The sequence below is a fragment of the Streptomyces sp. NPDC060035 genome, from assembly GCF_042736635.1.
GTDB lineage: Bacteria > Actinomycetota > Actinomycetes > Streptomycetales > Streptomycetaceae > Streptomyces.
The window spans coordinates 374,788-396,159 of sequence record NZ_JBHWVO010000002.1 but is presented as its reverse complement, the minus strand read 5'-3'; the positions used below and the strand labels follow the sequence as shown (position 1 = coordinate 396,159).

Annotated in this window: 16 protein-coding genes and 1 pseudogene; 12 read left to right on the top strand and 5 right to left on the bottom strand. The window is 69.9% G+C overall.

Translation table 11 applies throughout. The features are described from left to right. Window position 1 precedes the first annotated feature (1 nt). Window positions 2–511, bottom strand: a complete 510-nt coding sequence (locus ACFWBQ_RS04405) for a gluconokinase (protein WP_385483732.1) — start codon at window positions 509–511, stop codon at window positions 2–4. Window positions 512–642: 131 nt separating this feature from the next. On the opposite strand from ACFWBQ_RS04405, the gene ACFWBQ_RS04400 reads away from it, so the two are divergent. Continuing rightward, the gene (locus ACFWBQ_RS04400; RefSeq protein ID WP_385483730.1) at window positions 643–1,344 is read left to right on the top strand and encodes a FadR/GntR family transcriptional regulator; all 702 of its coding nucleotides are present in this window, start codon (window positions 643–645) and stop codon (window positions 1,342–1,344) included. A 10-nt stretch (window positions 1,345–1,354) separates the two neighbouring features. Here the strand turns inward: ACFWBQ_RS04400 and ACFWBQ_RS04395 are convergent, their stop codons facing one another. After that, window positions 1,355–2,089 carry a TetR/AcrR family transcriptional regulator gene (locus ACFWBQ_RS04395; RefSeq protein WP_385483728.1) on the bottom strand — a complete coding sequence of 245 codons (735 nt, stop codon included), beginning with the start codon at window positions 2,087–2,089 and terminating at the stop codon, window positions 1,355–1,357. Window positions 2,090–2,189: 100 nt separating this feature from the next. Here ACFWBQ_RS04395 and ACFWBQ_RS04390 point away from each other — a divergent pair, with 100 nt between their 5' ends. The 4 genes from ACFWBQ_RS04390 (at window position 2,190) to ACFWBQ_RS04375 (ending at window position 7,248) form a co-directional block, all read left to right on the top strand. Continuing rightward, entirely contained in the window at window positions 2,190–3,704 is a 1,515-nt protein-coding gene (locus ACFWBQ_RS04390) for an APC family permease (protein WP_385483726.1), read from the top strand. Between the two features lie 51 nt (window positions 3,705–3,755). Further along, window positions 3,756–5,399 (top strand): amidohydrolase, encoded by a 1,644-nt coding sequence (locus tag ACFWBQ_RS04385; RefSeq protein ID WP_385483724.1) that lies wholly within the window; start codon window positions 3,756–3,758, stop codon window positions 5,397–5,399. A gap of 134 nt (window positions 5,400–5,533) precedes the next feature. Continuing rightward, window positions 5,534–6,619 carry an S-(hydroxymethyl)mycothiol dehydrogenase gene (locus ACFWBQ_RS04380; RefSeq protein WP_385483722.1) on the top strand — a complete coding sequence of 362 codons (1,086 nt, stop codon included), beginning with the start codon at window positions 5,534–5,536 and terminating at the stop codon, window positions 6,617–6,619. Further along, window positions 6,619–7,248 (top strand): MBL fold metallo-hydrolase, encoded by a 630-nt coding sequence (locus ACFWBQ_RS04375; protein ID WP_385483721.1) that lies wholly within the window; start codon window positions 6,619–6,621, stop codon window positions 7,246–7,248. Before ACFWBQ_RS04380 ends, ACFWBQ_RS04375 begins: the two co-directional genes overlap by 1 nt. Before the next feature lie 49 nt (window positions 7,249–7,297). Here the strand turns inward: ACFWBQ_RS04375 and ACFWBQ_RS04370 are convergent, their stop codons facing one another. Both ACFWBQ_RS04370 and ACFWBQ_RS04365 read right to left on the bottom strand, forming a co-directional pair. Next, complete coding sequence (locus tag ACFWBQ_RS04370) at window positions 7,298–8,236, bottom strand: RluA family pseudouridine synthase (RefSeq protein WP_385483719.1); 939 nt, start codon at window positions 8,234–8,236, stop codon at window positions 7,298–7,300. Between the two features lie 150 nt (window positions 8,237–8,386). Next, window positions 8,387–10,474: a glycoside hydrolase family 36 protein gene (locus ACFWBQ_RS04365; RefSeq protein ID WP_385483717.1), complete on the bottom strand. Its 2,088-nt coding sequence runs from the start codon at window positions 10,472–10,474 to the stop codon at window positions 8,387–8,389. Between the two features lie 103 nt (window positions 10,475–10,577). Between ACFWBQ_RS04365 and ACFWBQ_RS04360 the strand changes: the two genes are divergently transcribed. The 5 genes from ACFWBQ_RS04360 (at window position 10,578) to ACFWBQ_RS04340 (ending at window position 17,364) form a co-directional block, all read left to right on the top strand. Continuing rightward, window positions 10,578–11,624 (top strand): LacI family DNA-binding transcriptional regulator, encoded by a 1,047-nt coding sequence (locus tag ACFWBQ_RS04360; RefSeq protein ID WP_385483716.1) that lies wholly within the window; start codon window positions 10,578–10,580, stop codon window positions 11,622–11,624. A gap of 44 nt (window positions 11,625–11,668) precedes the next feature. Then, the gene (locus tag ACFWBQ_RS04355) at window positions 11,669–13,003 is read left to right on the top strand and encodes an ABC transporter substrate-binding protein (RefSeq protein ID WP_385483714.1); all 1,335 of its coding nucleotides are present in this window, start codon (window positions 11,669–11,671) and stop codon (window positions 13,001–13,003) included. A gap of 35 nt (window positions 13,004–13,038) precedes the next feature. Further along, complete coding sequence (locus ACFWBQ_RS04350) at window positions 13,039–13,965, top strand: carbohydrate ABC transporter permease (RefSeq protein WP_385483712.1); 927 nt, start codon at window positions 13,039–13,041, stop codon at window positions 13,963–13,965. Further along, window positions 13,962–14,792, top strand: coding sequence for a carbohydrate ABC transporter permease (locus ACFWBQ_RS04345; protein ID WP_385483710.1), 831 nt, complete (start codon window positions 13,962–13,964; stop codon window positions 14,790–14,792). Before ACFWBQ_RS04350 ends, ACFWBQ_RS04345 begins: the two co-directional genes overlap by 4 nt. Window positions 14,793–14,904: 112 nt before the next feature. Further along, a complete protein-coding gene (locus ACFWBQ_RS04340; RefSeq protein ID WP_385484002.1) occupies window positions 14,905–17,364 on the top strand; it encodes a CBM35 domain-containing protein in 2,460 nt (819 codons plus the stop codon). A 341-nt stretch (window positions 17,365–17,705) separates the two neighbouring features. Here ACFWBQ_RS04340 and ACFWBQ_RS04335 read toward each other — a convergent pair. Further along, a pseudogene (locus ACFWBQ_RS04335) lies at window positions 17,706–18,917 on the bottom strand (immunoglobulin-like domain-containing protein); the annotation flags it as partial. A 315-nt stretch (window positions 18,918–19,232) separates the two neighbouring features. Between ACFWBQ_RS04335 and ACFWBQ_RS04330 the strand changes: the two are divergent. Next, window positions 19,233–20,285 carry a rhamnogalacturonan acetylesterase gene (locus ACFWBQ_RS04330; RefSeq protein ID WP_385483708.1) on the top strand — a complete coding sequence of 351 codons (1,053 nt, stop codon included), beginning with the start codon at window positions 19,233–19,235 and terminating at the stop codon, window positions 20,283–20,285. A gap of 60 nt (window positions 20,286–20,345) precedes the next feature. After that, window positions 20,346–21,356 carry a family 43 glycosylhydrolase gene (locus ACFWBQ_RS04325; protein WP_385484000.1) on the top strand — a complete coding sequence of 337 codons (1,011 nt, stop codon included), beginning with the start codon at window positions 20,346–20,348 and terminating at the stop codon, window positions 21,354–21,356. The last annotated feature ends 16 nt before the right edge of the window (window positions 21,357–21,372 follow it).

Sequence of the window (21,372 nt, the reverse complement as noted above, 5' to 3'; positions counted from 1 at the left end):
CTTAGGAGTCGAGCCGGCGCAACGCGGCGACGGCCCGGTCGGTGATTTCTTCCGGGGTACCGGACACATCCACGGCCACGCCCGCTTCGTCCTCCTGCAGCGGCTGCAGGGTGGCGAACTGGGAGTCGAGCAGTGCGGTCGGCATGAAGTGGCCCTTGCGGTCCGCCATCCGGCGCTCGATGAGAGCGCGGTCGCCGGTCAGATGCAGAAAGACGGCACCAGGGGCTTCGGCGCGCAGCCGGTCACGGTAGACGCGCTTGAGCGCCGAGCTGCTGACGACTCCGCCGAGCCCCGCCCGGCCGTGCGCCCACCGGCCGATCGCGTCCAGCCAGGGCCAGCGGTCGTTGTCGTCCAGCGGGGTGCCTGCCGACATCTTGGCGATGTTGGCAGGCGGGTGGAAGTCGTCGCCCTCGGCATAGGGAACGCCTAGTGCGGCGGCGAGCAGAGGTCCGATCGTGGTCTTGCCGGTCCCTGCTACGCCCATCACCACGACGACGTGGGGGGTGCTCATTGGTGCCTCGCTGTCTTCTTCGACATCGGTCCGTCGCGCTACTGAAACTCATTACATACGACTTATTCAAGAGGCTGTGACATAAACGTCGTACTTTTCGTTCCCGCAGGCCGCCCCGTAGGCTTGTGGGCATGACCACACAGAGCCAGGGGCTGCATACACATGTGCTGGACACCCTGGGTCTGGAGATCGCAGCGGGTGACTGCCCGCCCGGCAGGGTCCTGCGCACCGACGAGCTGGCGCAGCGCTTCGAGGTGTCCCGCACCGTCGTACGCGAAGTGATCCGCGTCCTGGAGTCCATGCACCTGGTCGAGTCCCGCCGCCGGGTCGGCGTGACCGTGCGGCCCACCGCCGAGTGGAACGTCTACGACCCGCAGGTCATCCGCTGGCGGCTGGCCGGCTCGGACCGCCCCCGGCAGCTGCGCTCCCTCACCGTGCTGAGGTCCGCGGTCGAACCCGTCGCCGCCGGACTCGCGGCCCGCCACGCCACCCCCGAACAGTGCGCCGACCTCACCGAATGCGCCCTCGGCATGGTCGCCACCTCACGCGGCCAGCAGCTGGAGGGCTATCTGCGGCACGACATCGCCTTCCACCGGATCGTGCTCAACGCCTCCGGCAACGAGATGTTCGCGCGGCTCGGCGACGTCGTCGCCGAGGTCCTCGCCGGCCGTACCCACCACCAGGTGATGTTCGAGGACCCCGACCCCGCCGCCGTCACCCTCCATGTCCGGCTCGCCGAAGCCGTACGCGAGGGACACGCCGATGAGGCCGAGCGGCTGACCAAGGAGATCGCGGTCGGAGCGCTGCACGAACTGGACGTACTCGCCCCCTGAGCTCCTGCCCTCAGTTGCCGGGCGGACCTGATCCTCCAAGCACATGGGCCAACCGCCCCGCAGCCGCGGCCAGTACCATCTCCAGCGCCGCCGGGTACCCACTGCGGTCCATCTCCGCGACCAGCACCCCCGACGTCGCCGCGATATGCGGATGCGTCTCGGCCGGCACCTGCGCGTACGTCTCCCGCCACGCCTGTACCTCCAGCTCCCGCGCCCGCACCGGAAGCGCCAGCGTCGACGCGTCCAAGGCGGCGAACGACAGCGTCTGGTCGACGAACACGTGGTAGATCCGCACCGCCTCCGCATCGGGGAATCCCGCCCCGCGCAGCACCCCGAGAATCGCGTCCACCGACCGGATCTCGTGCCGCCGCCCCGTCACCCGGGCGCAGGCCAGCATCGCCGCCTGCGGATGCGCCAGGTAGTCCGCGTGCATCTTCAGCCCCAGCGCCCGCAGATCGGCCCGCCAGTCACCGGTGGGATGCCAGCTGTTCAACGTACGGCCGATCAATTCGTCGGCCACCGCCAGCAACAGCTCGTCCGTGTCCCTGAAGTACCGGTAGACGGCGCTCGGATCACACCCCAGCGCGGCACCGAGCCGCCGCACCGTCAGCGCCGCGGCCCCGTGCTCCCCGATCAGCCTGAGCGTCGTCTCCACGATCAGCAGTTCGGACAGGACCGTGCCTCCCTTGGTGGGGCGCCTGCGCCGACGCGCTCCCTCCCGCACCACCCGGTCGCTCGTACCCATGGGGCGCACCTTATGACAACGGCGTTGACGTGTGAACCCGCCGGAGAGTTCGATGTGCCGCCATCGGGGCCGAACGATGCCCCTCGGCGAAGGAGTGACCGTGAAGGCCTCACGAACCCCGTACGGCAACCACGCACCGGCCCCGCAAGCCACGCAGCCCTCGCACGCCCTGAAGAAGAGCCTCGGTGTCGTCGACGGCGTCGCCATCGCCGCCTCCTCCACGGCGGCCACCACCAGCATCGGCATCGGCCTCGGGGTCACCGCGGGCGCCGTCGGCCTGCACCTGCCGATCATCATGCTGCTCGCCTTCCTGCCGATCCTCGGCATCGCGAGCGCCTACTCGCGGCTGAACAGGGTCGAGCCGAACATGGGCAGCGGCTACGTCTGGGTGGGCCGCTCACTCAGCCCCTGGCTGGGCTTCCTCACCGGCTGGATCGGCATCGTCTCCACGGTCGTCTTCCTCTCGTACACCACGACCGTCACCGGCTCCGCCCTCCTCCAACTCGCGGGCGAGGGAGGCCTGCACGAGCTCGCGGGCCTCCGGCTGGACCCCGATTCAACGGCTCAGGCGACCGCCCTCGGCATCGTCGTCCTGGTGGCCGTCACCTTCACCGCGATCACCGGCCTCCGGTCCGCCGCCACCTTCCAGAAGTACCTGCTCGTCTTCGAGTACGTCGTCCTGCTCGGCTTCTGCGGATACGGACTCGTCGCAGGACCGCACCCGTTCAGCCTGGACTGGCTCAACCCGTTCACCATCCCGTCGGGGCAGCAGCTCGCCCAGGGTCTCCTGCTCTCCGTCTTCTGCTACTGGGGCTTCGAATCCACGTTCAGCGTCACCGAGGAGGTCCGTGACCCCGAGGACGCCTCCAGGGCCGGGCTCATCACCCTCTTCACCATGCTCGGCCTCTTCCTGCTCGGCTCCTTCGCCTTCCAACGCGTCCTTACTCTTGATGAGTTGACCGCCCACGGCGCCCAGGGCCTCACCTACTTCGGCGACCGGCTCGCCGATCAGCCGCTCGCCGCACTCCCGCTGATCGCCCTCACGTTCTCCGCGATCGCCTCCCTCCAGTCGGGTGTGATCCCCACCGTCCGCGGCATGTTCGCGATGGGCCGCGACCGCACACTCGGCCCGCTCTGGACCAAGGTCAGCCCCCGTTACGGGACTCCGGCGGCCGGGACCGTCGCGATCGGCAGTGTCGCTGCCGCCGTGGCCGTCCTCTCCCTGGCCATCCCGAAGGTGGGCGACCTCATCCTGGCCTCCGTCAACGCGATCGGCGTCGTCGTGTCCCTCTACTACGCGCTGACCGCCCTGGCCGCCGCCACCCGCTTCCGCGGCGCCCTGCGCGAGAGCTGGTCCGAGGCCCTGCGTGCCGTGATCCTTCCCGTCCTCAGCGCCGTCGTCCTGCTCGGCCTCGGCGGTTATCTGTGCTGGACCTTCTACACCTCCGCCGACCACTTCGAGATCAGCCCGGACAACGGCTGGTTCATGCTCTTCTGCCCGGCCGTCATGCTGCTGACCGGCGTGATCGCGGCGGCCTGGGCCAAGTGGGTGAGGAAATCCCCGTACTTCGTCACCGGCCGCTCCACCGCGCCGACCGTCCTCGAAACGGGCTGACGGCGCACCGCACACCATCCACCCCGCAGACGGAACGAAACGGAACCACCCATGCCCCGCACCCCCGCAGACCTCGTCCTCACCGGCGGCCCCGTCCTCACGATGGACGCGGCCCGCACCCGCGCCACCACCGTCGCCGTCACCGGCGACCGGATCACCGCCGTCGGCCACGACGAGGTCCGCGAGCTCATCGGCCCGAAGACGGAGGTCGTCGATCTCGCCGGCCGCCTGCTCGTCCCCGGCTTCCAGGACGCCCACGTCCACCCGGTCACCGCCGGACTGGAGCTCGCCCAGTGCAATCTCACGGACGCCCGTACGGCAACGGCCACCGTCGCCGCCGTACGCGCCTACGCCGACAGCCACCCCGACCGTGAATGGATCACCGGTGGCGGCTGGTCCCTGGACGCCTTCGAGGGCGGTGCCCCGACCAGGGACCTGCTCGACACCGTCGTACCCGACCGCCCCGTCTACCTCGTCAACCGTGACCACCACGGCGCCTGGGTCAACACGCGCGCCCTCGCGCTCGCCGGCATCACCCGGGACACCCCCGAACCCGCCGACGGGCGCATCGAGCGCGACGGGAGGGGCGAGCCCACCGGCCTCCTCCAGGAGGGCGCCATGGACCTGGTCGCCCGCCTCACCCCGCGCTCCACCCCCGCCGACCGGCTTGCCGCCCTCCTGCGGGCCCAGCGGATCCTCCACGGGTACGGCATCACCGCCTGGCAGGACGCAATCGTCGGCTCCTACGGCTCGATGGACGACGCCGCCGACGCCTATCTCACCGCCGCCCGCGAGGGATCGCTCACCGCCCGGGTCGTCGGCGCACTCTGGTGGGACCGCGACCGCGGCGCCGAGCAGATACCCGAACTGGTACACAGGCGGGCGCAGCTGAGCACCGGTCCGTTCCGGGCCGGGTCCGTGAAGATCATGCAGGACGGGGTCGCCGAGACCGGCACGGCCGCCCTCCTCACCCCGTACCTCGACGCCTGCGGCTGCGCCACCGCGAACAGCGGCACCAGCTTCATCGACCCCGTCGAGCTGCGCAGGTACGTCACCGAACTCGACGCCCTCGGTTTCCAGGCCCACTTCCACGCCCTCGGCGACCGCGCCGTACGCGAGGCCCTGGACGCCGTCGAGGCCGCCCGCGCCGTCAACGGACGCACCGACACCCGCCCCCACCTCGCCCACCTCCAGGTCGTCCACCCCGACGACATCCCCCGGTTCCGGGAGCTCGGCGCCACGGCCAACATCCAGCCGCTGTGGGCCGCCCACGAACCGCAGATGGACGAGCTGACCATCCCCTTCCTCGGCGCCGAAAGGGCCGCCCTGCAATACCCGTTCGGCGCCCTCCTGCGATCCGGCGCCACCGTCGCAGCGGGCAGCGACTGGCCGGTCAGCAGCGCCGATCCGCTGCACGGCATCCACACCGCGGTCAACCGGATCGCGCCGGACGGCGAAGGCCCGGTGTTCCTCCCCGAGCAGCGCATCCCGCTCACGGACGCCATTGCCGCGTACACGGCGGGATCCGCCCATGTGAACCACCTCGACGACACCGGCTCACTCCGCGCCGGTGCCCTTGCCGACCTGGTGGTCCTGGACCGCGACCCGTACGCGAACCCGGCCGGCGAGATCGGCGAGACGCGTGTGCTGCGGACGTACGTCGGCGGCCGGAAGGTCCACGACGCCGAGGCCTGACACCGAGGCCCGACCCCGAACGTCCCCCGTGGAACGCAACGCTCCGCGGGGGCCGACGTGACACCTTATGAGGCGTACGGTTGTCCGTGATCGATCTTCACAAGAGCCCCACTCGGAAACAGGGAGACCACGGTATGGCGCAGCAGGTGCAAGGGGTCATCGCACCGGGGAAGAACGAGCCGGTACGGGTCGAGACCATCGTGATTCCGGACCCCGGACCCGGCGAGGCCGTGGTGAAGATCCAGGCGTGCGGCGTCTGCCACACCGACCTGCACTACAAGCAGGGCGGCATCAACGACGACTTCCCGTTCCTCCTCGGCCACGAGGCCGCGGGCATCGTGGAGTCCGTCGGCGAGGGCGTCAGCGACGTCGAGCCCGGCGACTTCGTCGTCCTCAACTGGCGTGCGGTGTGCGGGCAGTGCCGCGCCTGTCTGCGCGGCCGCCCCTGGTACTGCTTCGACACCCACAACGCCAAGCAGAGGATGACCCTGCTGGACGGCACCGAGCTCTCCCCGGCACTCGGGATCGGCGCCTTCGCCGAGAAGACCCTCGTCGCCGCCGGCCAGTGCACCAAGGTCGACCCCGAGGTCTCCCCGGCCGTCGCCGGACTGCTCGGCTGCGGTGTCATGGCCGGCATCGGCGCCGCCATCAACACCGGCCAGGTCGGCCGCGGCGACTCCGTCGCCGTCATCGGCTGCGGCGGCGTCGGCGACGCGGCGATCGCCGGTGCCCGGCTCGCAGGCGCGGCGAAGATCATCGCGGTCGACATCGACGACCGCAAGCTGGAGACGGCGAAGAAGATGGGCGCCACCCACACCGTCAACTCCCGCTCCGACGACCCGGTCGAGGCGATCCGCGCGCTGACCGGCGGCAACGGGGCCGACGTCGTCATCGAGGCGGTGGGCCGCCCCGAGACGTACAAGCAGGCCTTCTACGCCCGCGACCTCGCCGGCACCGTCGTGCTCGTCGGCGTCCCCACGCCGGAGATGCAGCTCGAACTCCCGCTGCTCGACGTGTTCGGCCGCGGCGGCTCGCTCAAGTCCTCCTGGTACGGCGACTGTCTGCCCTCCCGTGACTTCCCGATGCTCATCGACCTGCACCAGCAGGGCCGCATCGACCTCGGCGCGTTCGTCACCGAGACCATCGGACTCGGCGACATCGAGCAGGCCTTCGCCCGTATGCACGACGGCGACGTCCTCCGCTCGGTGGTGGTGTTCTGATGACCGCCCGCATCGACCACCTGGTCACCTCCGGCACCTTCGCCCTCGACGGCGGCGAGTGGGACGTCGACAACAACGTGTGGATCATCGGTGACGACACCGAAGCGGTCGTCATCGACGCCGCCCACGACGACGCCGCGATCCGGACCGCACTCGGCAGCCGTACGCTGCGCGCCATCATCTGCACCCACGCGCACAACGACCACATCGACGCGGCCCCGGCCCTCGCGGACGCGACCGGCGCGCCGATCCTGCTGCACCCCGACGACCTGCCGCTGTGGAAACAGACCCACCCGCACCGCACCCCCGACGCCGAACTGGCCGACGGCCAGGAGCTGGAGATCGCCGGAATCCGTCTGGAGGTCCTGCACACCCCGGGACACGCGCCCGGCGCGGTCTGCCTCTACGCCCCGGGCCTGGCCACCGTCTTCACCGGCGACACCCTGTTCCAGGGCGGGCCCGGAGCCACCGGACGGTCCTTCTCCCACTTCCCGACGATCGTCGACTCGATCAGGGACCGGCTGCTCGCACTCCCGCCACAGACCATCGTCCGTACCGGACACGGCGACTCCACCACCATCGGCGCGGAGGCCCCGCACCTGGACGAGTGGATCGCCCGCGGCCACTGACCGGACGGCGCTCGCTGGGCCGGTCACGGCTCACGTATCCGGTCCCGGCTCACCGGTCCGGCCACGAGGTCAGCCGCAGCCCGCTCTCGAAGCGGTGCGGCCCGCCCGTGACCGGATCGGTGAACTCCAGCACCCTGGCCAGCAGTTGCAGAGGCCGCGCGTAGTCCTCCCGATCCGGATCCGGCTCCACCACCGGATAGACCGGATCGTGGACGAGCGGCAGCCCCAGCGCGTTCATATGGACCCGCAGCTGATGGGTACGCCCGGTGGCGGGCAGCAGCCGGTAGCGGCCGAGCCCGCCCCGGTGCTCCAGCAGCTCGATCCGGCTCTCGCTGTTCGCCTCGCCCGGCTCCTCGCGCGCGGCGATGACCCCGCGCTCCTTGACGATCCGGCTGCGTACGGTGCGGGGGAGTGCCACATCCGGGTCGTACGGGGCCACCGCCTCGTACTCCTTGCGCACCAGCCGGTCCCGGAACAGCGTCTGGTACGCGCCCCGCTCCCCGGGGCGTACGACGAGGAGCACCAGGCCCGCCGTCAGCCGGTCGAGCCGGTGCGCGGGCTGCAGCTCCGGCAGATCCAGCTCCCTGCGCAACCGGGCCACCGCTGTCTCGGTGATGTGCCGGCCGCGCGGAGTGGTGGCGAGGAAGTGCGGTTTGTCGGCAATGACGAGGTGCTCGTCGCGGTACACCACACCGACCGGGAACGGCACCGGCTCCTCCGGTGCGAAATCCCGGTGGAACCAGAGGAACCGGCCCGCCGTGTACGGCTCGTCGCCACGCACCGCACCGCCGTCGGCTCCGACGAACCGGCCCCCGGCCAGCATGGCGTCCACCCGCTCCGCCCCGATCGCCCCCGCGAAGCGGTCCAGCAGATGGTCCCGGACGCTCGGCCAGGCCCCGCCGGGGTCCTCCGGCAGCCGCACCCGCACCGGGTCGACCCCGTCCCGCTGGGGCAACGGGGCGGCGGGGGGCTTCCCGCGACCCCTCATCGGACGGTGCGGGGGAGTCGGAGCCCGGCGATGTCGCGCAAAGGGCTGCTGCTCAAGGCGGTGGTCACTGACCGGATCCTTCTCGGTGGCGGGGCTTGTCCCCGGTGGCGGGGTCACTCTCCCCGCCCCGGTCCCTCCATCATCCTCGACTCAGCCGGCCGTGAGACGCACGAGCAGGCATACGGGGCGGTCGCCGTCCACCTCCACCAGGAGTTCCGCGCCGCCCTGCCGCCAGCTCACCGCACCCGCCGGAGCCGAGGGGTGCATGATCTCCGCCGTCACGTCCTGCCCGGCCAGATGCGGGACCGGGAGCGTACGTTCCGTGTCGCCGGCCCTGCGCCACACCGACAGATACGTCACTCCCTGACCCCGCAACCCCAGTGCCAGCCACTCGTCCGTCCACCCCGGCAGCCCCAGCGGCCACCACGGCACGGCCAGGGGCAGGTCGTGGCGAAGCGCCTTGTAGGTGCCCAACGCATCGCGTACGAGCGCGAGCTGCCCCTCTGACATGTGGTCCAGATGCCCGGAGAGATGGATCCTGCCGAGCAGCGCACCCCCCAGCGTGAACGTGATCTCGTCGTCCGTGTACCCCGGCTGCGGGTAGGCCCAGACAGCGCCCTGCTCCGGCGGGACGGCGGTGGGCGCGGCAGCGGCGATCGGCGGATAGCGCAGCGGGTCCTGCTGGTCGCTGGTGGACTGGAGCTGGGCCACGGTGAGTGAGGCGCCGTCCATCCGCATCCCGCCCGACGCGCAGTTCTCGATCACCAGGCCGGGATGCCGGTCGAGCACCGACCGCAGCCACCCGAGCCAGGCACGCACATGACCGAGCAGCGGACCGCCGGGGGAGACGGTGATGTTGTAGTCGAGCTTGAGATAGCCGACACCCCACTCGCCGACGATGCGGTCCACGGCCGCGTCGAGGTGCGCGCGGGCGGCCGGATGACGCAGATCCAGTTGGTGGCGGCCGTGCTCGGTGACCCGTACACCGTCGCGGCGTACGAACGCCCCGTCGGGCAGGGATACGGCGACCGGGCTCCGTACGCCGACGACCTCTGGCTCCAGCCAGAGTCCCGGCACCATGCCGCGCCCGTGGATGTGGGCGATGACGCGTTGGATCCCGCCGTCCGGGAAACGCCGGTCGGAGGGGAGCCAGGCGCCGACGCTGTCCCACCAGCCCTCCGCGTCGTCGTCGTACCAGCCCGAGTCGATACAGAAGTACTCGGCGCCCACCTCTGCGGCGGCGTCGATCAGAGGCAGCAGCTTCTTGGTGGTCGGGTCGCCCATCAGCGTGTTCATGTAGTCGTTGAACACCACGGGCAGGGCGGAGTGATCGGGGTGCGGGCGACGGACCGCCCGGCGGTACGCGGTCAGTGCGGCCAGCGCGTCCTCGAACCCGTGCCCCAGGGCGAGCGCCGCCGGTTCGGTGGTGAACCCGTCTCCGGGTTCCAGTCGCTCGCGCCACTGGTGGTCCGCGTCGGTGGGTCCGCCGAGCGCCAGATAGGACCCGTCACCGAACTCGCCCGTGTCCCAGCGCCAGGCGGCGGCCGACTCGATCTGCCACAGCCAGGTCCTGCCGTCCGTACGGTCGCGCAGGGCGCCCATGGCCAGATGGCCGTCGGTCGGCCAGCTTCCCCTGCTGCTCACCGCCAGACAGGCGCGGCTCTCGTGCTCGTGGACCCCGCGGCCGATGTCGGCCAGATGGGTCCTCAGCGGCTCCACGGACCAGCGGCACTCGGCCAGCCAGTCATTGCGTGCGCGGTGGACGTCGAGGACGTCGGGGGAGGGTAGGCCGCCGAGCAGGAGACTCGAGACGGACTGGATGACCAGCGGCGCGGTTCCGTCGTTGCGCAGGCGGACACGGGAACGTACGACGGGAACGCCGTCCGGTGAGAAGTAGCCGACCTCGGCGGTCAACCCGCTTGCCGGGTCGTGGAGTTCGATGAGCAGTCGGTGCTCGTCACCCTCGCGCCGGGCCCGGTGCGAGCGGTAGCGCAGCCGTCCGCCGAGCGCCGAGTCGACGAACCGGGGGCCCGACCAGCCGCTGCTGTGTCCGAGGGCGGTGATCTCCACCAGGGGGAGCGGTGCGTCCGTGGCACCGGGTGGCCCCGCGGTGGCGTCCGGGCCGGACAGGCGGGTGATCCTCAGCGCGCCGTCGGATGCGGTGGCGAAGTGGACCTCAAGTCCCGAATGCCCCCAAGAGAACTTCTCCACGGCGCTGTTGGCTGCCTCACCGGTCAACGTGCACTCCTCCCGGATCCGCCTGGCGGCGGTCTGCGTCCGCTGGGTGAATCTGTCGTTACGGTCTCTTGACGAGCTCTGTGTGACCGGTCACAATCCTGGCATGAATGTGACCGGTCACACAAGGAGAACGGCGAGCATCAGGGATGTCGCCGCCGCGGCGAACGTCTCGTACCAGACCGTTTCCCGCGTGATCAACGACCACCCGAGTGTCAGGCAGGCGACCAGGGAGCGAGTGCTCGCGGCCATCGAGGAGCTGGGGTTCCGGCGCAGCGCCACCGCGCACGCACTGGCCAGCGGCCGCGCCAGGTCGGTCACCGTGCTCACCGCCAACACCACCGAATACGGTTACGCGAAGATCCTGCAGGGCGTCGAGGAGGCGGCCCGCTCGGCCACGTACGCCGTCGGTATCGGTGTGCTGGAAGCCTCCGACGAGGCAGCTGTGCGCGCCCAGGTGCAGCAGGCCGCCGACGCCGGCGGCGGGCTCATCGTCATTGCGTACGATCCGGCCGGAGTGCTGGCCCTGGGGTCCGTGCCCGCCGGGCTCCCGTTCGTCGGCGTGGTCGAGACACCTGGGCGTCCGCCCGCCGCCGAGAGCCCCTGGGTATGGACCGACGACCGGGCGGCGGCCCACGAAGCCACCTCCCACCTCCTCTCGCTCGGCCACCGGACGGTGCACTACGTCGCCATTCCGTCGAGCACCAGCCGCACCGCACCCCGGACCGCCGGCTGGCGTGCCGCACTGCGAGAGGCGGGCGCACCCCAGCCGCGTCCCCTGCAGGGCAACTGGGGCCCGGCCGGGGGCTATGCGGCGGGCCGGAAGCTGGCCGCCGACCCCTCGGTCACCGCGATCCTGTGCGGCAACGACGACCTTGCGCTCGGTGTGATCCGCGCCCTCCACGAAGAGGGCCGGGACGTTCCCGGCGAGGTGAGCGTCGCCGGATTCGACGACGCGCCGCACGCCGCCTACCTCACCCCGTCGCTCACCTCCGTACGGCTCGACTTCACGGGTCTCGGACGCGCCGCCTTCGGGCTCCTGCACCGGGCGGTCGAGGAATCCGCGCCGGTGGTGCCGCGCCCCGTCTCCGTACCGGAGCTGGTGGTCAGGGAGAGCTCAGGCCCCCCGCCGGCCACCGGGAACCAGCAGTGACCCGCCCACGACCCACTCCTTCGACGCAGTGAGGCAGAGCCCTGATGAGCACAGCCCCGATGAAGAGAGTCCTCCCGGCTCTGGTGCTGATATGCGCCACCGCCCTGACCGCGACCGCGTGCAGCGACCCGAGTGCGATGGGCGGGGCGGACACCGCACCCGGAAAAGCGGTCGACCCCACAGCGAAGCTCGACGGGGTGAAACTGACCATGTGGACCGCCCAGAACACGGTCAACGCCCCCAAGCAGGTCATTGACGCCTTCGAGAAGGCCACCGGCGCCGAGATCGACGCCCAGGCCATTCCCGATCTGTACGAACAGAACGTGCCGACGAAGCTGGCCTCGGGCGACAAGCCGGACCTGATGTTCTGGCAGCCGTCGATCTCCACGCTGCCGTTCATCCAGCCGCAGCAGAATCTGCTGCCCCTCGACGGCGAACCCTGGGTGAAGAAGCTCGGTGACACCGAAAAGTCCCTAGGCGTCATCGACGGCAAGCGCTACGCCGCGATCGTCACCAGCCCCGCCATGCTCGGCGTCTACTACAACAAGGACCTCTTCAGGAAGGCCGGCATCACCGAGGAGCAGTTCCCGCAGAGCTACGCCGAGCTGCTCACTCTCGGCCAACGGATCAAGGACCGGACGGACGCGGCCGCCTTCTACGAGGCCGGCGGCGACAAGTGGCCCATGCAGTGGCAGATGCAGGTCCAGCTCACCGACCTCGGCACGCAGTGGTGGTCCGGCCTCAACCGTAACAAGGAGAAGTGGACCGACCCCGTCGTCGTCAAGGCGGTCACCACGTACAAGGAGAAGCTCCTCGACGCCGGACTCGCGCAGAAGAACTACCGGACGGGAACCTTCACCGGCTCCGCCGACGCGCTGTGGAAGGGCGAGGCCGGCATGGTCCTCAACGTCACCTCCTTCCAGTCCCAGCTGCAGGCGAAGTACAGCACCGAGGAGATCAACAATAAGCTGGGCTGGTTCCCGGTCTCCAACTCCACCGGTGAGGGGATGTATTCGCCGGACCAGACGAACGGCGTCGTCGCCTTCAAAACCGGTGACGAGAAGCGTCAGAACGCCTCCCGGCAGTTCCTGGCCTTCTGGCTCGACACGGACTACGCCTCCTACATCAAGGCGATGAAGATCCCCTCCGTGCAGCCCTCGGTGCCCTCGCCCGAAGGGCTCCCGGACACCTCGAAGGCCCAGATCGCGGCGCTGCCCACGGCGAACGGCGTCTTCCAGGCCAAGGCGATCGTCGCACCGGACACCCACCTGTACCTCGCCGACATGATCTACGGCAAGAAGACCCCGCAGCAGGTGGCCCAGGCGATCCAGGACCAGTTCGCGCAGGTGGCCAAGGCCCAGGGCGCGCCCGGCTTCTGATCCCCGAGCCGCCGAGAGCGAAGGATTCCCCAGCCGTGGCCGACACAGCCGTACGCAGCACACCGGCGGCGCAGACCGCCCGCAACCAGCAGAAGAAGGCGGGACGGCTGCCGCGTGCAGCCGTCCACCACCCCTGGTGGTTCGCACTTCCGGCAGTAGTGGTCTTCGCGGCCTTCTTCCTGGTGCCGAACCTGCTCAACTTCTACTACCCGTTCACCGACTGGTCCTCCTACCACCCGGACATATCCTTCGTCGGACTCGACAACTTCCGGACGGTCGCCGACGACGGGTCCCTGGTACGGGCCATCAGGACGACTCTCCTGTACGCGGCTCTGGCCGCCCTCTTCCAGAACTGCTTCGGGCTCGGTCTGGCGCTTCTCCTCGAACAGGACACCCGGTTCAACCGGTTCTTCCGCGCCGTCTTCTTCCTGCCCGTGCTCATCTCGGCGCTCGCAGTCGGGTACGTGTTCCAGGCGCTGCTGGACCAGGACGGTGCGGTCAACTCCGTACTGGGCACGGACATTCCCTGGCTCGGATCCACGAACTGGACCCTCGTCCTGGTCTCCCTCATCCACGGCTGGAAGTGGATGGGCCTGTCGATGCTGATCTATCTGGCCGGGCTGAAAGGGATTCCGGGCGAGATGCTGGAGGCCGCGAAGATCGACGGGGCCGGCCCCTGGCGGACCTTCCGGTCCGTGCGCTGGCCGATGCTCGCGCCCGCCGTCACCTTCAACGCGACCACGGCGCTCATCGGTTCGATGAACACCTTCGACATCGTGCAGGCCACCACGGGCGGCGGGCCGGCCGCGTCCACCGAGGTGTTCAACATCTACATGTTCCGGGTCTTCGGACAGGGCCTCTACGCGCAGGCCTCCGCAATGAGCCTCGTCCTCTTCCTGATCGTCGTCGCCGTCGCGATCCCCCTCATCGTCGGACTGCGCCGAAGGGAACAGCTGCTGTGAACCCCTCCCCCCTGTGGAGACTGGGCCGCCCCGCCCTCGTCCTGGCGATCGCCGCTCTCGCCGTCGGCGTACCCCTGTGGCTGGTCCTGGTCACCTCGGCCAAACCCCAGGGCGAGGCCGTCACGCCCGACCTCCGCCCGCCGGACCACCGGCAGCCCGCAGAGAACTACGCGGACGCGGTCGGCCAGGGCGAGATGCTGCGCGGCATGCTCAATTCGCTGCTGGTGGTCATCCCGTCCGTGGTCCTGGTGCTGATCCTCGGCGCGGGCGCCGCCTGGGTCTTCGCCCGCCGCACGTCCCGACTGGTGTCGGCGGCGTACGCGCTGACCATCAGCGGACTGCTGCTGCCGCCCGCGGTCATCACCGTCGTCATGGAACTGCGGCAGTTCGGGCTGGCCAACACCCGGCCCGGCATGATCGCCGTCTACACCGGTATGTATCTGTCCACGTCCATCTTCTTCATGACCGGGTTCATCCGCACCATCCCGGCCGAGCTGGAGGAAGCGGCGCGGGTGGACGGCGCGAAGCCGCTGCGGATATTCGTGCGGATCATCCTGCCGCTGCTCAGGCCCGTCATCGCCACCGCGACGATCATGGTGATGCTCTACGCCTGGAGCGACGTCTTCTACGCCTTCTTCGTCCTCGGCGGCGGAGATGTGGCGACCCTGCCGATCAACCTCTACCAGGTCGCCAGCGCCCAGCTCTACCTCAACAACTGGCATCTCGTCTTCGCGTACGTGGTGCTGATGAGCCTGCCCATGGTCGCCGTGTTCCTGGTGGCCCAGCGAAAGATCGTGTCCGGCATCACCAGCGGAGCCGTCAAGTGACGCCAACCAACCGGAGGTACACGTGAGCACCGCCCGCACACCCCGCACACCCGGCAGGAGACGACTGCGGGTCGCCACCGCCGCGGCAGCAGCCCTCCTGGGAGCCACAGCGATGATCGCCGGACCGCCCGCCACCGCACCCGCCGCGGCAGCGACCGCCGCACAGACCATCGCGGTCGACCTCGGCGCCTCCGAGGGCCCGGTCATGCACGGCGCCAACGGCGCCCTGTACGGGCTGAGCGACGACGGTGTACCGGGCGACGCCGTCCTCGAACCGCTGAAGATATCCACCATTTCGCAGAAGCCCCAGGGCGGCGCCCAGCACCCCAACGGCGACGCGATCACAGTCTCGAAGTCCTTCTTCCGCAACGGCGGCGGCGACGTCCTCGTCATGATGCAGGACATCTACGCCAAGTGGCCCTACGAGGACCTGGGCATCGACGACTACCTCACCAAGGTGGACGGCATCGCCGAGGACGTCGAGGCCGCCCCGAACAGCGAGCACTTCATCTACGTCCCGTTCAACGAACCCGACTGGATCTGGTACAAGCTGGGCGTCGACGACCAGGCGACGTACGAGGTCAACCGCGACCGGTTCTTCAAGGACTGGAAGACGGTGTACGAGCGCATCCGCGCCATCGACCCGGACGCACGGATCGCCGGTCCCAACGAGGCGTCCTACCACTCCCGGCTGCTGACGGACTTCCTGGCCTTCGCCAAGAAGGAGAACGTCCTGCCCGAGGTCATGACCTGGCACGAGCTCGGCTCCGGGTCGCTGCGGGACTTCCAGAACCACTACGACACCTACCGGGCAACCGAGAAGCGGCTCGGCATCGAGCCGCTCGCCATCAACATCAACGAGTACGCCAACCGCCGCGACCTCTCCGTGCCCGGCCAACTGGTCCAGTGGGTATCGATGTTCGAGCGGAACAAAGTGTACGCCGACCAGGCCTACTGGGACGCCGCCGGTAACCTCGACGGCAACGTCGTGCACACCAACATCCCCAACGGCGGCTGGTGGTTCTTCCGCTGGTACGCGGGTCTCTCCGGCCGGACCGTGCAAGTCACCCCGCCCCGGGCCGACACCATCGACACCCTTCAGGGCCTCGCGTCCCTCGACCCCTCCCGCAGGCAGGCGCAGGTCCTGCTCGGCGGCGCATCGGGTGACGCGGACGTGGCCGTGCGCCACGTCGACCCGGCCGTCTTCGGCCGGTCCGTCACGGCGACCGTGGCCGAGGCGGCCTGGTCCGGGTACGAGGGCGGACACGCCACCCCGCGCGTCCTGTCACGGACGAAGCTGAACGTCGCCCCTGACGGCAGCGTCACCGTACCCGTCACGGGCATGGACAGGATGTCCGCGTACCGCGTGGTGCTCACCCCGGCCGGCTCGGGCACACCCGCCCCTGCCACTGTGCCGTTCACCGCCTCGTACGAGGCGGAGGACGCCGCGATCACCGCGGGCCAGGTCTACACCCAGGGCACGGTGTCCGACGCCAACGGCTATGCCGCATCGGGCACGAAGGACGTCGGATCCCTCAAGGAGGCGGCAAGCAAAGTGGACTTCAGCGTCTCCGTGCCGCGGACGGGCCTATACGACCTGGCCGTCCTGTACGGCAACCAGACCGGAACACCGTCCACACAACTCCTGTCCGTGGACGGCGGTACACCGGCCGAGGTGACCTACCCGTCGACCGAGAACTGGCTGTACCGAGCCAAGAAGGACCTCACGGTCGAGCTCACGGCGGGCGCCCACACCCTGACCCTCGCCCACGGCAACGGGGAGGCGACACTCGACCGCATCGACCTGACGGCGCACACCACACCGTCCACCGTGTACGAGGCCACGCTCGCCGATGTCTCGGGCAGCGTGTCGTACGACTACCGCGACTCGAGCGGAACCGGCACGGGTGCGCTGGTCCTCGGGCGCGGATCGAAAGCGGTCTTCGACGCGTACGCGCCGCAGGACGGCTACTACACGGTGACCACGCGTGCCTCCGCCCCCGTGAAGCTCGCCCTGCACGGCGAGACGGTGACCGCACCCCCGGGCAGGGCCCTCAAGCTCTACCTCGTCGCGGGCAACAACCGCATCACCGCGACCGGATACGCGAACCTGCGCTCCCTCGATGTGACGGGCTCCGGATCGGATTCCGGCGTCCTGACCTACGAGGGCACACAGGCGACGCTGTCCGGTGGCGCGCGCCTGGTGGACAGCGCGCATGCGTCCGCCGGCAGTTACGTCGGCTGGCTGGGGAACAGCGACTCCAGCAAGGCGGTCTTCACCGTCGACGCGCCGCGTGCCGGTGCCTACGTCCTGGTGACGCGGTACGGCCACAACGACCGGCGCGACAACGGGCACGCGTACAACACCGACATCATGTCCCGCACGGCCGACGTCACCGTCGGCGGCCGGACGCAGCAGATCACCTTCAAGAACACCTGGAGCTGGGACGACTTCTGGACCCTGGGCGTCCCGGTCGAACTGAAGAAGGGCGCCAACACCGTCACCTTCACCAACGCGTCGGCCTGGGCCCCGAACATCGACCGCATCCAGCTCGCACCGGTCCGCGGCTGACCCGGCCCGGTCCTCCCGTGTGCTGCGCCGCGGTGCGGCGGCGCAGCACACGGGAGGGAAAGGACTGAATGAAGGACGATGATCTGCGCACGCGTGGAGTGCGGCGGCCGCGCACCGACCCGACCGGGCGCGGATGCCCGCGCGCATCGAGCGGAACATTGCCGAGAACGGGCGGCGCTCCCGGGGCCGGCTGCGCAGGGCAGGTACGACCGCAAAGCGTGCCCCGGCCCGGGCCGGCATGTCCCGCCCCCCTCATGGGGCCGGGAGCGATGCCGCCTGCGGGGTGGGCGAGTTGCTGACCGCGCTGCTGACCGCGCGCACCCCCCCGGCCGTCAGGAGCCGAGCAGCCGCTCGTACTCCTCCTGCGTGACCGGAAGCACCGTGCCGTGCCGGGCACCCGCCGGGAGTTCGTAGTCCGTGGACATCGTCCACTTGCCGGAGTCGAGGTCGTCCGTCTCGAACGGAACGTAGCCGCGCCCGCCGAACTCGTCGATGAGGAGGTACCACTTCTCCTCGGTGCTGGACCTGAAGACCGCAGGGCCCTCGCCGCGATCGATCGAACCCTTGCCGATGCAGTCGGCGACGAAGCCGTACGAACGGGACGTGAGGTCCTGCGACTTCTCCGCCGTGATGAATTTGGAGCACGGGGTGTCCGACGACGGGTTCCGCTCGTCCTTGGTGAAACGGTAGTAGCTGCCGTCGTGGCGGATCACCGTCGAGTCGATCACCGAGTACCCGGGGTCGTGCCACACCTCCGGTTCGGTGAAGGTGCGGAAGTCACGCGTGGTCGCGTACAGCATCTTGTTGTAGGTGCTGCCGGTGTGCTCCGGGTCGTCCGCCGAGTAGATCTTGGAGGCCCAGAAGACGACGTACGAGCCGAGCTTCTCGTCGTAGTACGCCTCCGGCGCCCAGGTGTTGCCGGCGGTGTCCGGTGCGACCTCCACCAGGCGCTGACCGGTCCAGTTGACCAGGTCCGTGGACTCCCAGACCATGACCGACCTGCTGCCGGTGCGCTGGACCTGGTCCCAGCTGCCGCCACTGCCTCCGTACATCCGCAGGTCGGTGGCGATCTGGTAGAACGTGTCGCCCTCCGGGGAGCGGATGATGAACGGGTCGCGGAGTCCCTTGGTGCCGAGATCCGAAGTGAGCACCGGCTTGCCGCCGTTCAGTTCCTGCCAGCGCAGCGCGTCGTTGCCCCGGCTGAGCGACATCCGTATCTGCTCACCGTCCGCGGTGCCTTCGCCGGTGAAGTAGCTCATGGCGTAGCCGGTGTACGTCTGCTCCTTCGGCAGCTCGGGCACGGCGGCGGTGAAGGTGCGGCGCGTGGCGGCCCTGCCGCGTGTGACGACGGCGGTGAGCTTCACGCTCTCCGGTCCCGCACCGCTCCTCGGGCGGTGCACGATGCCCGTCGCGTCGATGACCCGGGGCTTGCCCGACTTCCAGATGACGGAGGTGCCGTGGGCGCCGGTGGCCGGCAGCGTCAGATTCCCGCGTACGTCGTCGAGGCCGTGGACCGTGAGCACGGCCGCGGCCCGCGCGGTGGCGGCCCTGTCACTGATCTGCGTGGGTCCGGCGTGAGCGGGGCCGCTGCCGGGGAACGCGAGCAGGCCGATGACGAGGGACAGCAGGGGCAGCAGAGGGGCAAGGGCTCTTCTCGCGGGGCGCGGACGCATGACTCTCCCGACATCTTGTTCGGAATACCGGACAGTGTTCGTCAAATCGGACCGACGCTAGGGGCTGTCGGAGGCCCTCGTCAAGGGAAGTGGACGAAACAGTACGCCCTGTAGAAAGCGCTTGCTGATCCGCGTAGGGTCCTGCCCGCTGAATCCATTCAACCCGGAATCCCCTCAACCCGGAGGAGCCCCGCAATGCGCCGAGCCGGAACCGTCCTGCTGGCCGCCTGCATCGCCGCCACTGCCCTGACCGCCCTCGCGGCCACCCCCGCCGGGGCCCTGGGCCGAACCGCTGCCGGGCCGGACCGCTGCACCGGCACCGCCCCCGTCGTCTGCCACTTCGACGTCGCCCCCGGCACGTACCGGGTCCGGGTCCTCCTCGGGGGCGGTGCCGAAGCCGGCTCGACCGAGGTCACCGCCGAGACCCGCAGAACCATGCTCGCCGAGACCCCGAACGCCGCCGGTGAGACCGTCCGCCGCAGCTTCACGGTGGATGTGCGCGAGCCGGAGGGCGAGCCCACCGGACCTGCCGGCAGCCCCGGGCTCGACCTCGCCTTCGGCGGGAGGGCACCGCAGCTCGCGGCACTGCGGATCGAACGGGTCCACACGCCCCAGATCCTCCTGGCGGGCGACTCCACCGTCTGCGACCAGCCGGGCGAGCCCTACTCGGGCTGGGGGCAACAGCTCCCGCAGTACCTCACCGACCGGCTCTCCGTCGCCAACTACGCCGACTCCGGGGAGAGCTCGCAGACCTTCCGGGACGACCCGGCCCTCTTCCCCGCCCTCCGGGCCCGTATCCACCACGGCGACCTCGTCCTCGTCCAGCTGGCCCACAACGACAAGCAGACCGACCGCGACACCTACCGCGCCAACCTCACCGCGATGATCGAAGACGTCCGCGCCGAGGGCGGGCGACCGGTTCTTGTCACCCCGATCGTCCGCCGCTGGTTCAACACGGACGGCACGCTCGACAACGGCACCGCACTGATCGTCAACGGCCTGGGCGTGGACCTGCCCGCCGAGGTGCGCACCCTCGCCGCCGAGCAGGAGACCCCGCTCATCGACCTCACCGCCCTGACCAAGGCGCGTGTCGAGGAGCTAGGCCCCGAGGCCTCCAAGGCCCTCTACCTCTACGACGAGAAGCGCGACAACACCCACACCTCCACGCGCGGTGCCACGGAGTACGCCGCGCTCGTCCTCGGTGAACTACGGGCTCAGATGCTTCTCCCGCCGCGCACGATCCGGTGACTCCGTTCCCCCACGAAAGGCGATCCCGTGAGCCATGCCGAAGTACCCAGCCGCAGAACGATGCTGAGGGGAGCCGTGGTCGCAGGAGCCCTCGCCGCCGCACCCGGCGTCGCCCACGCCGCAGCGCCGAGCGCCCCGTACCGCAATCCGCTGGTCGAGCAGCGGGCTGACCCGCACATCATGCGGCACGCCGGCGGCCGCTACTACTTCACCGCCAGCGCCCCCGAGTACGACCGGATCATCCTGCGTTCCTCCCGCACCCTGCGTGGCCTGAGCACCGCCGAGGAATCCGTCATCTGGACCAGGCACACCACCGGGGACATGGCCGCCCACATCTGGGCGCCGGAACTCCATCGCATCGGCGGCACGTGGTACATCTACTTCGCCGCAGCGCCCGCGGATGACGTCTGGAAGATACGCATCTGGGTGCTGGAGAACGCGAGCGCCAGCCCCTTCCGTGGCACGTGGATCGAGAAGGGGCAGCTCACCACGGCTTGGGACACCTTCTCCCTCGACGCCCACACCTTCACCCACCGCGGTGATCGCTACCTGGCCTGGGCGCAGCACGAGCCCGGACTGGACAACAACACCGGGCTCTTCCTCTCGCGGATGGCCGACCCCTGGACGCTGACCGGACCTCAGATCCGTCTCAGTACGCCCGAGTACGACTGGGAACGCATCGGCTTCAAGGTCAACGAGGGGGCCGCGGTGATCAAGCGGAACGGCCGCGTCTTCATGACGTACTCCGCGAGCGCGACCGACGCCAACTACTGCATGGGCCTCCTCACCGCCGATGCCCGCAGCGACCTGATGGACCCGGCCTCCTGGACCAAGTCCCCGGAGCCCGTCTTCACCAGCAGCGAGGAGACGGGCCAGTACGGCCCCGGCCACAACTCCTTCACCGTCGCCGAGGACGGCCGCACCGACGTGCTCGTCTACCACGCCCGGCCGTACAAGGAGATCACCGGCGATCCGCTTCACGACCCCAATCGGCACACCCGGATCCAGCGGCTGACCTGGAAGGCGGACGGCACACCGGACTTCGGCGTCCCGGTGGCCGACTCCGCGTGACGCCGGATCCGGCCCC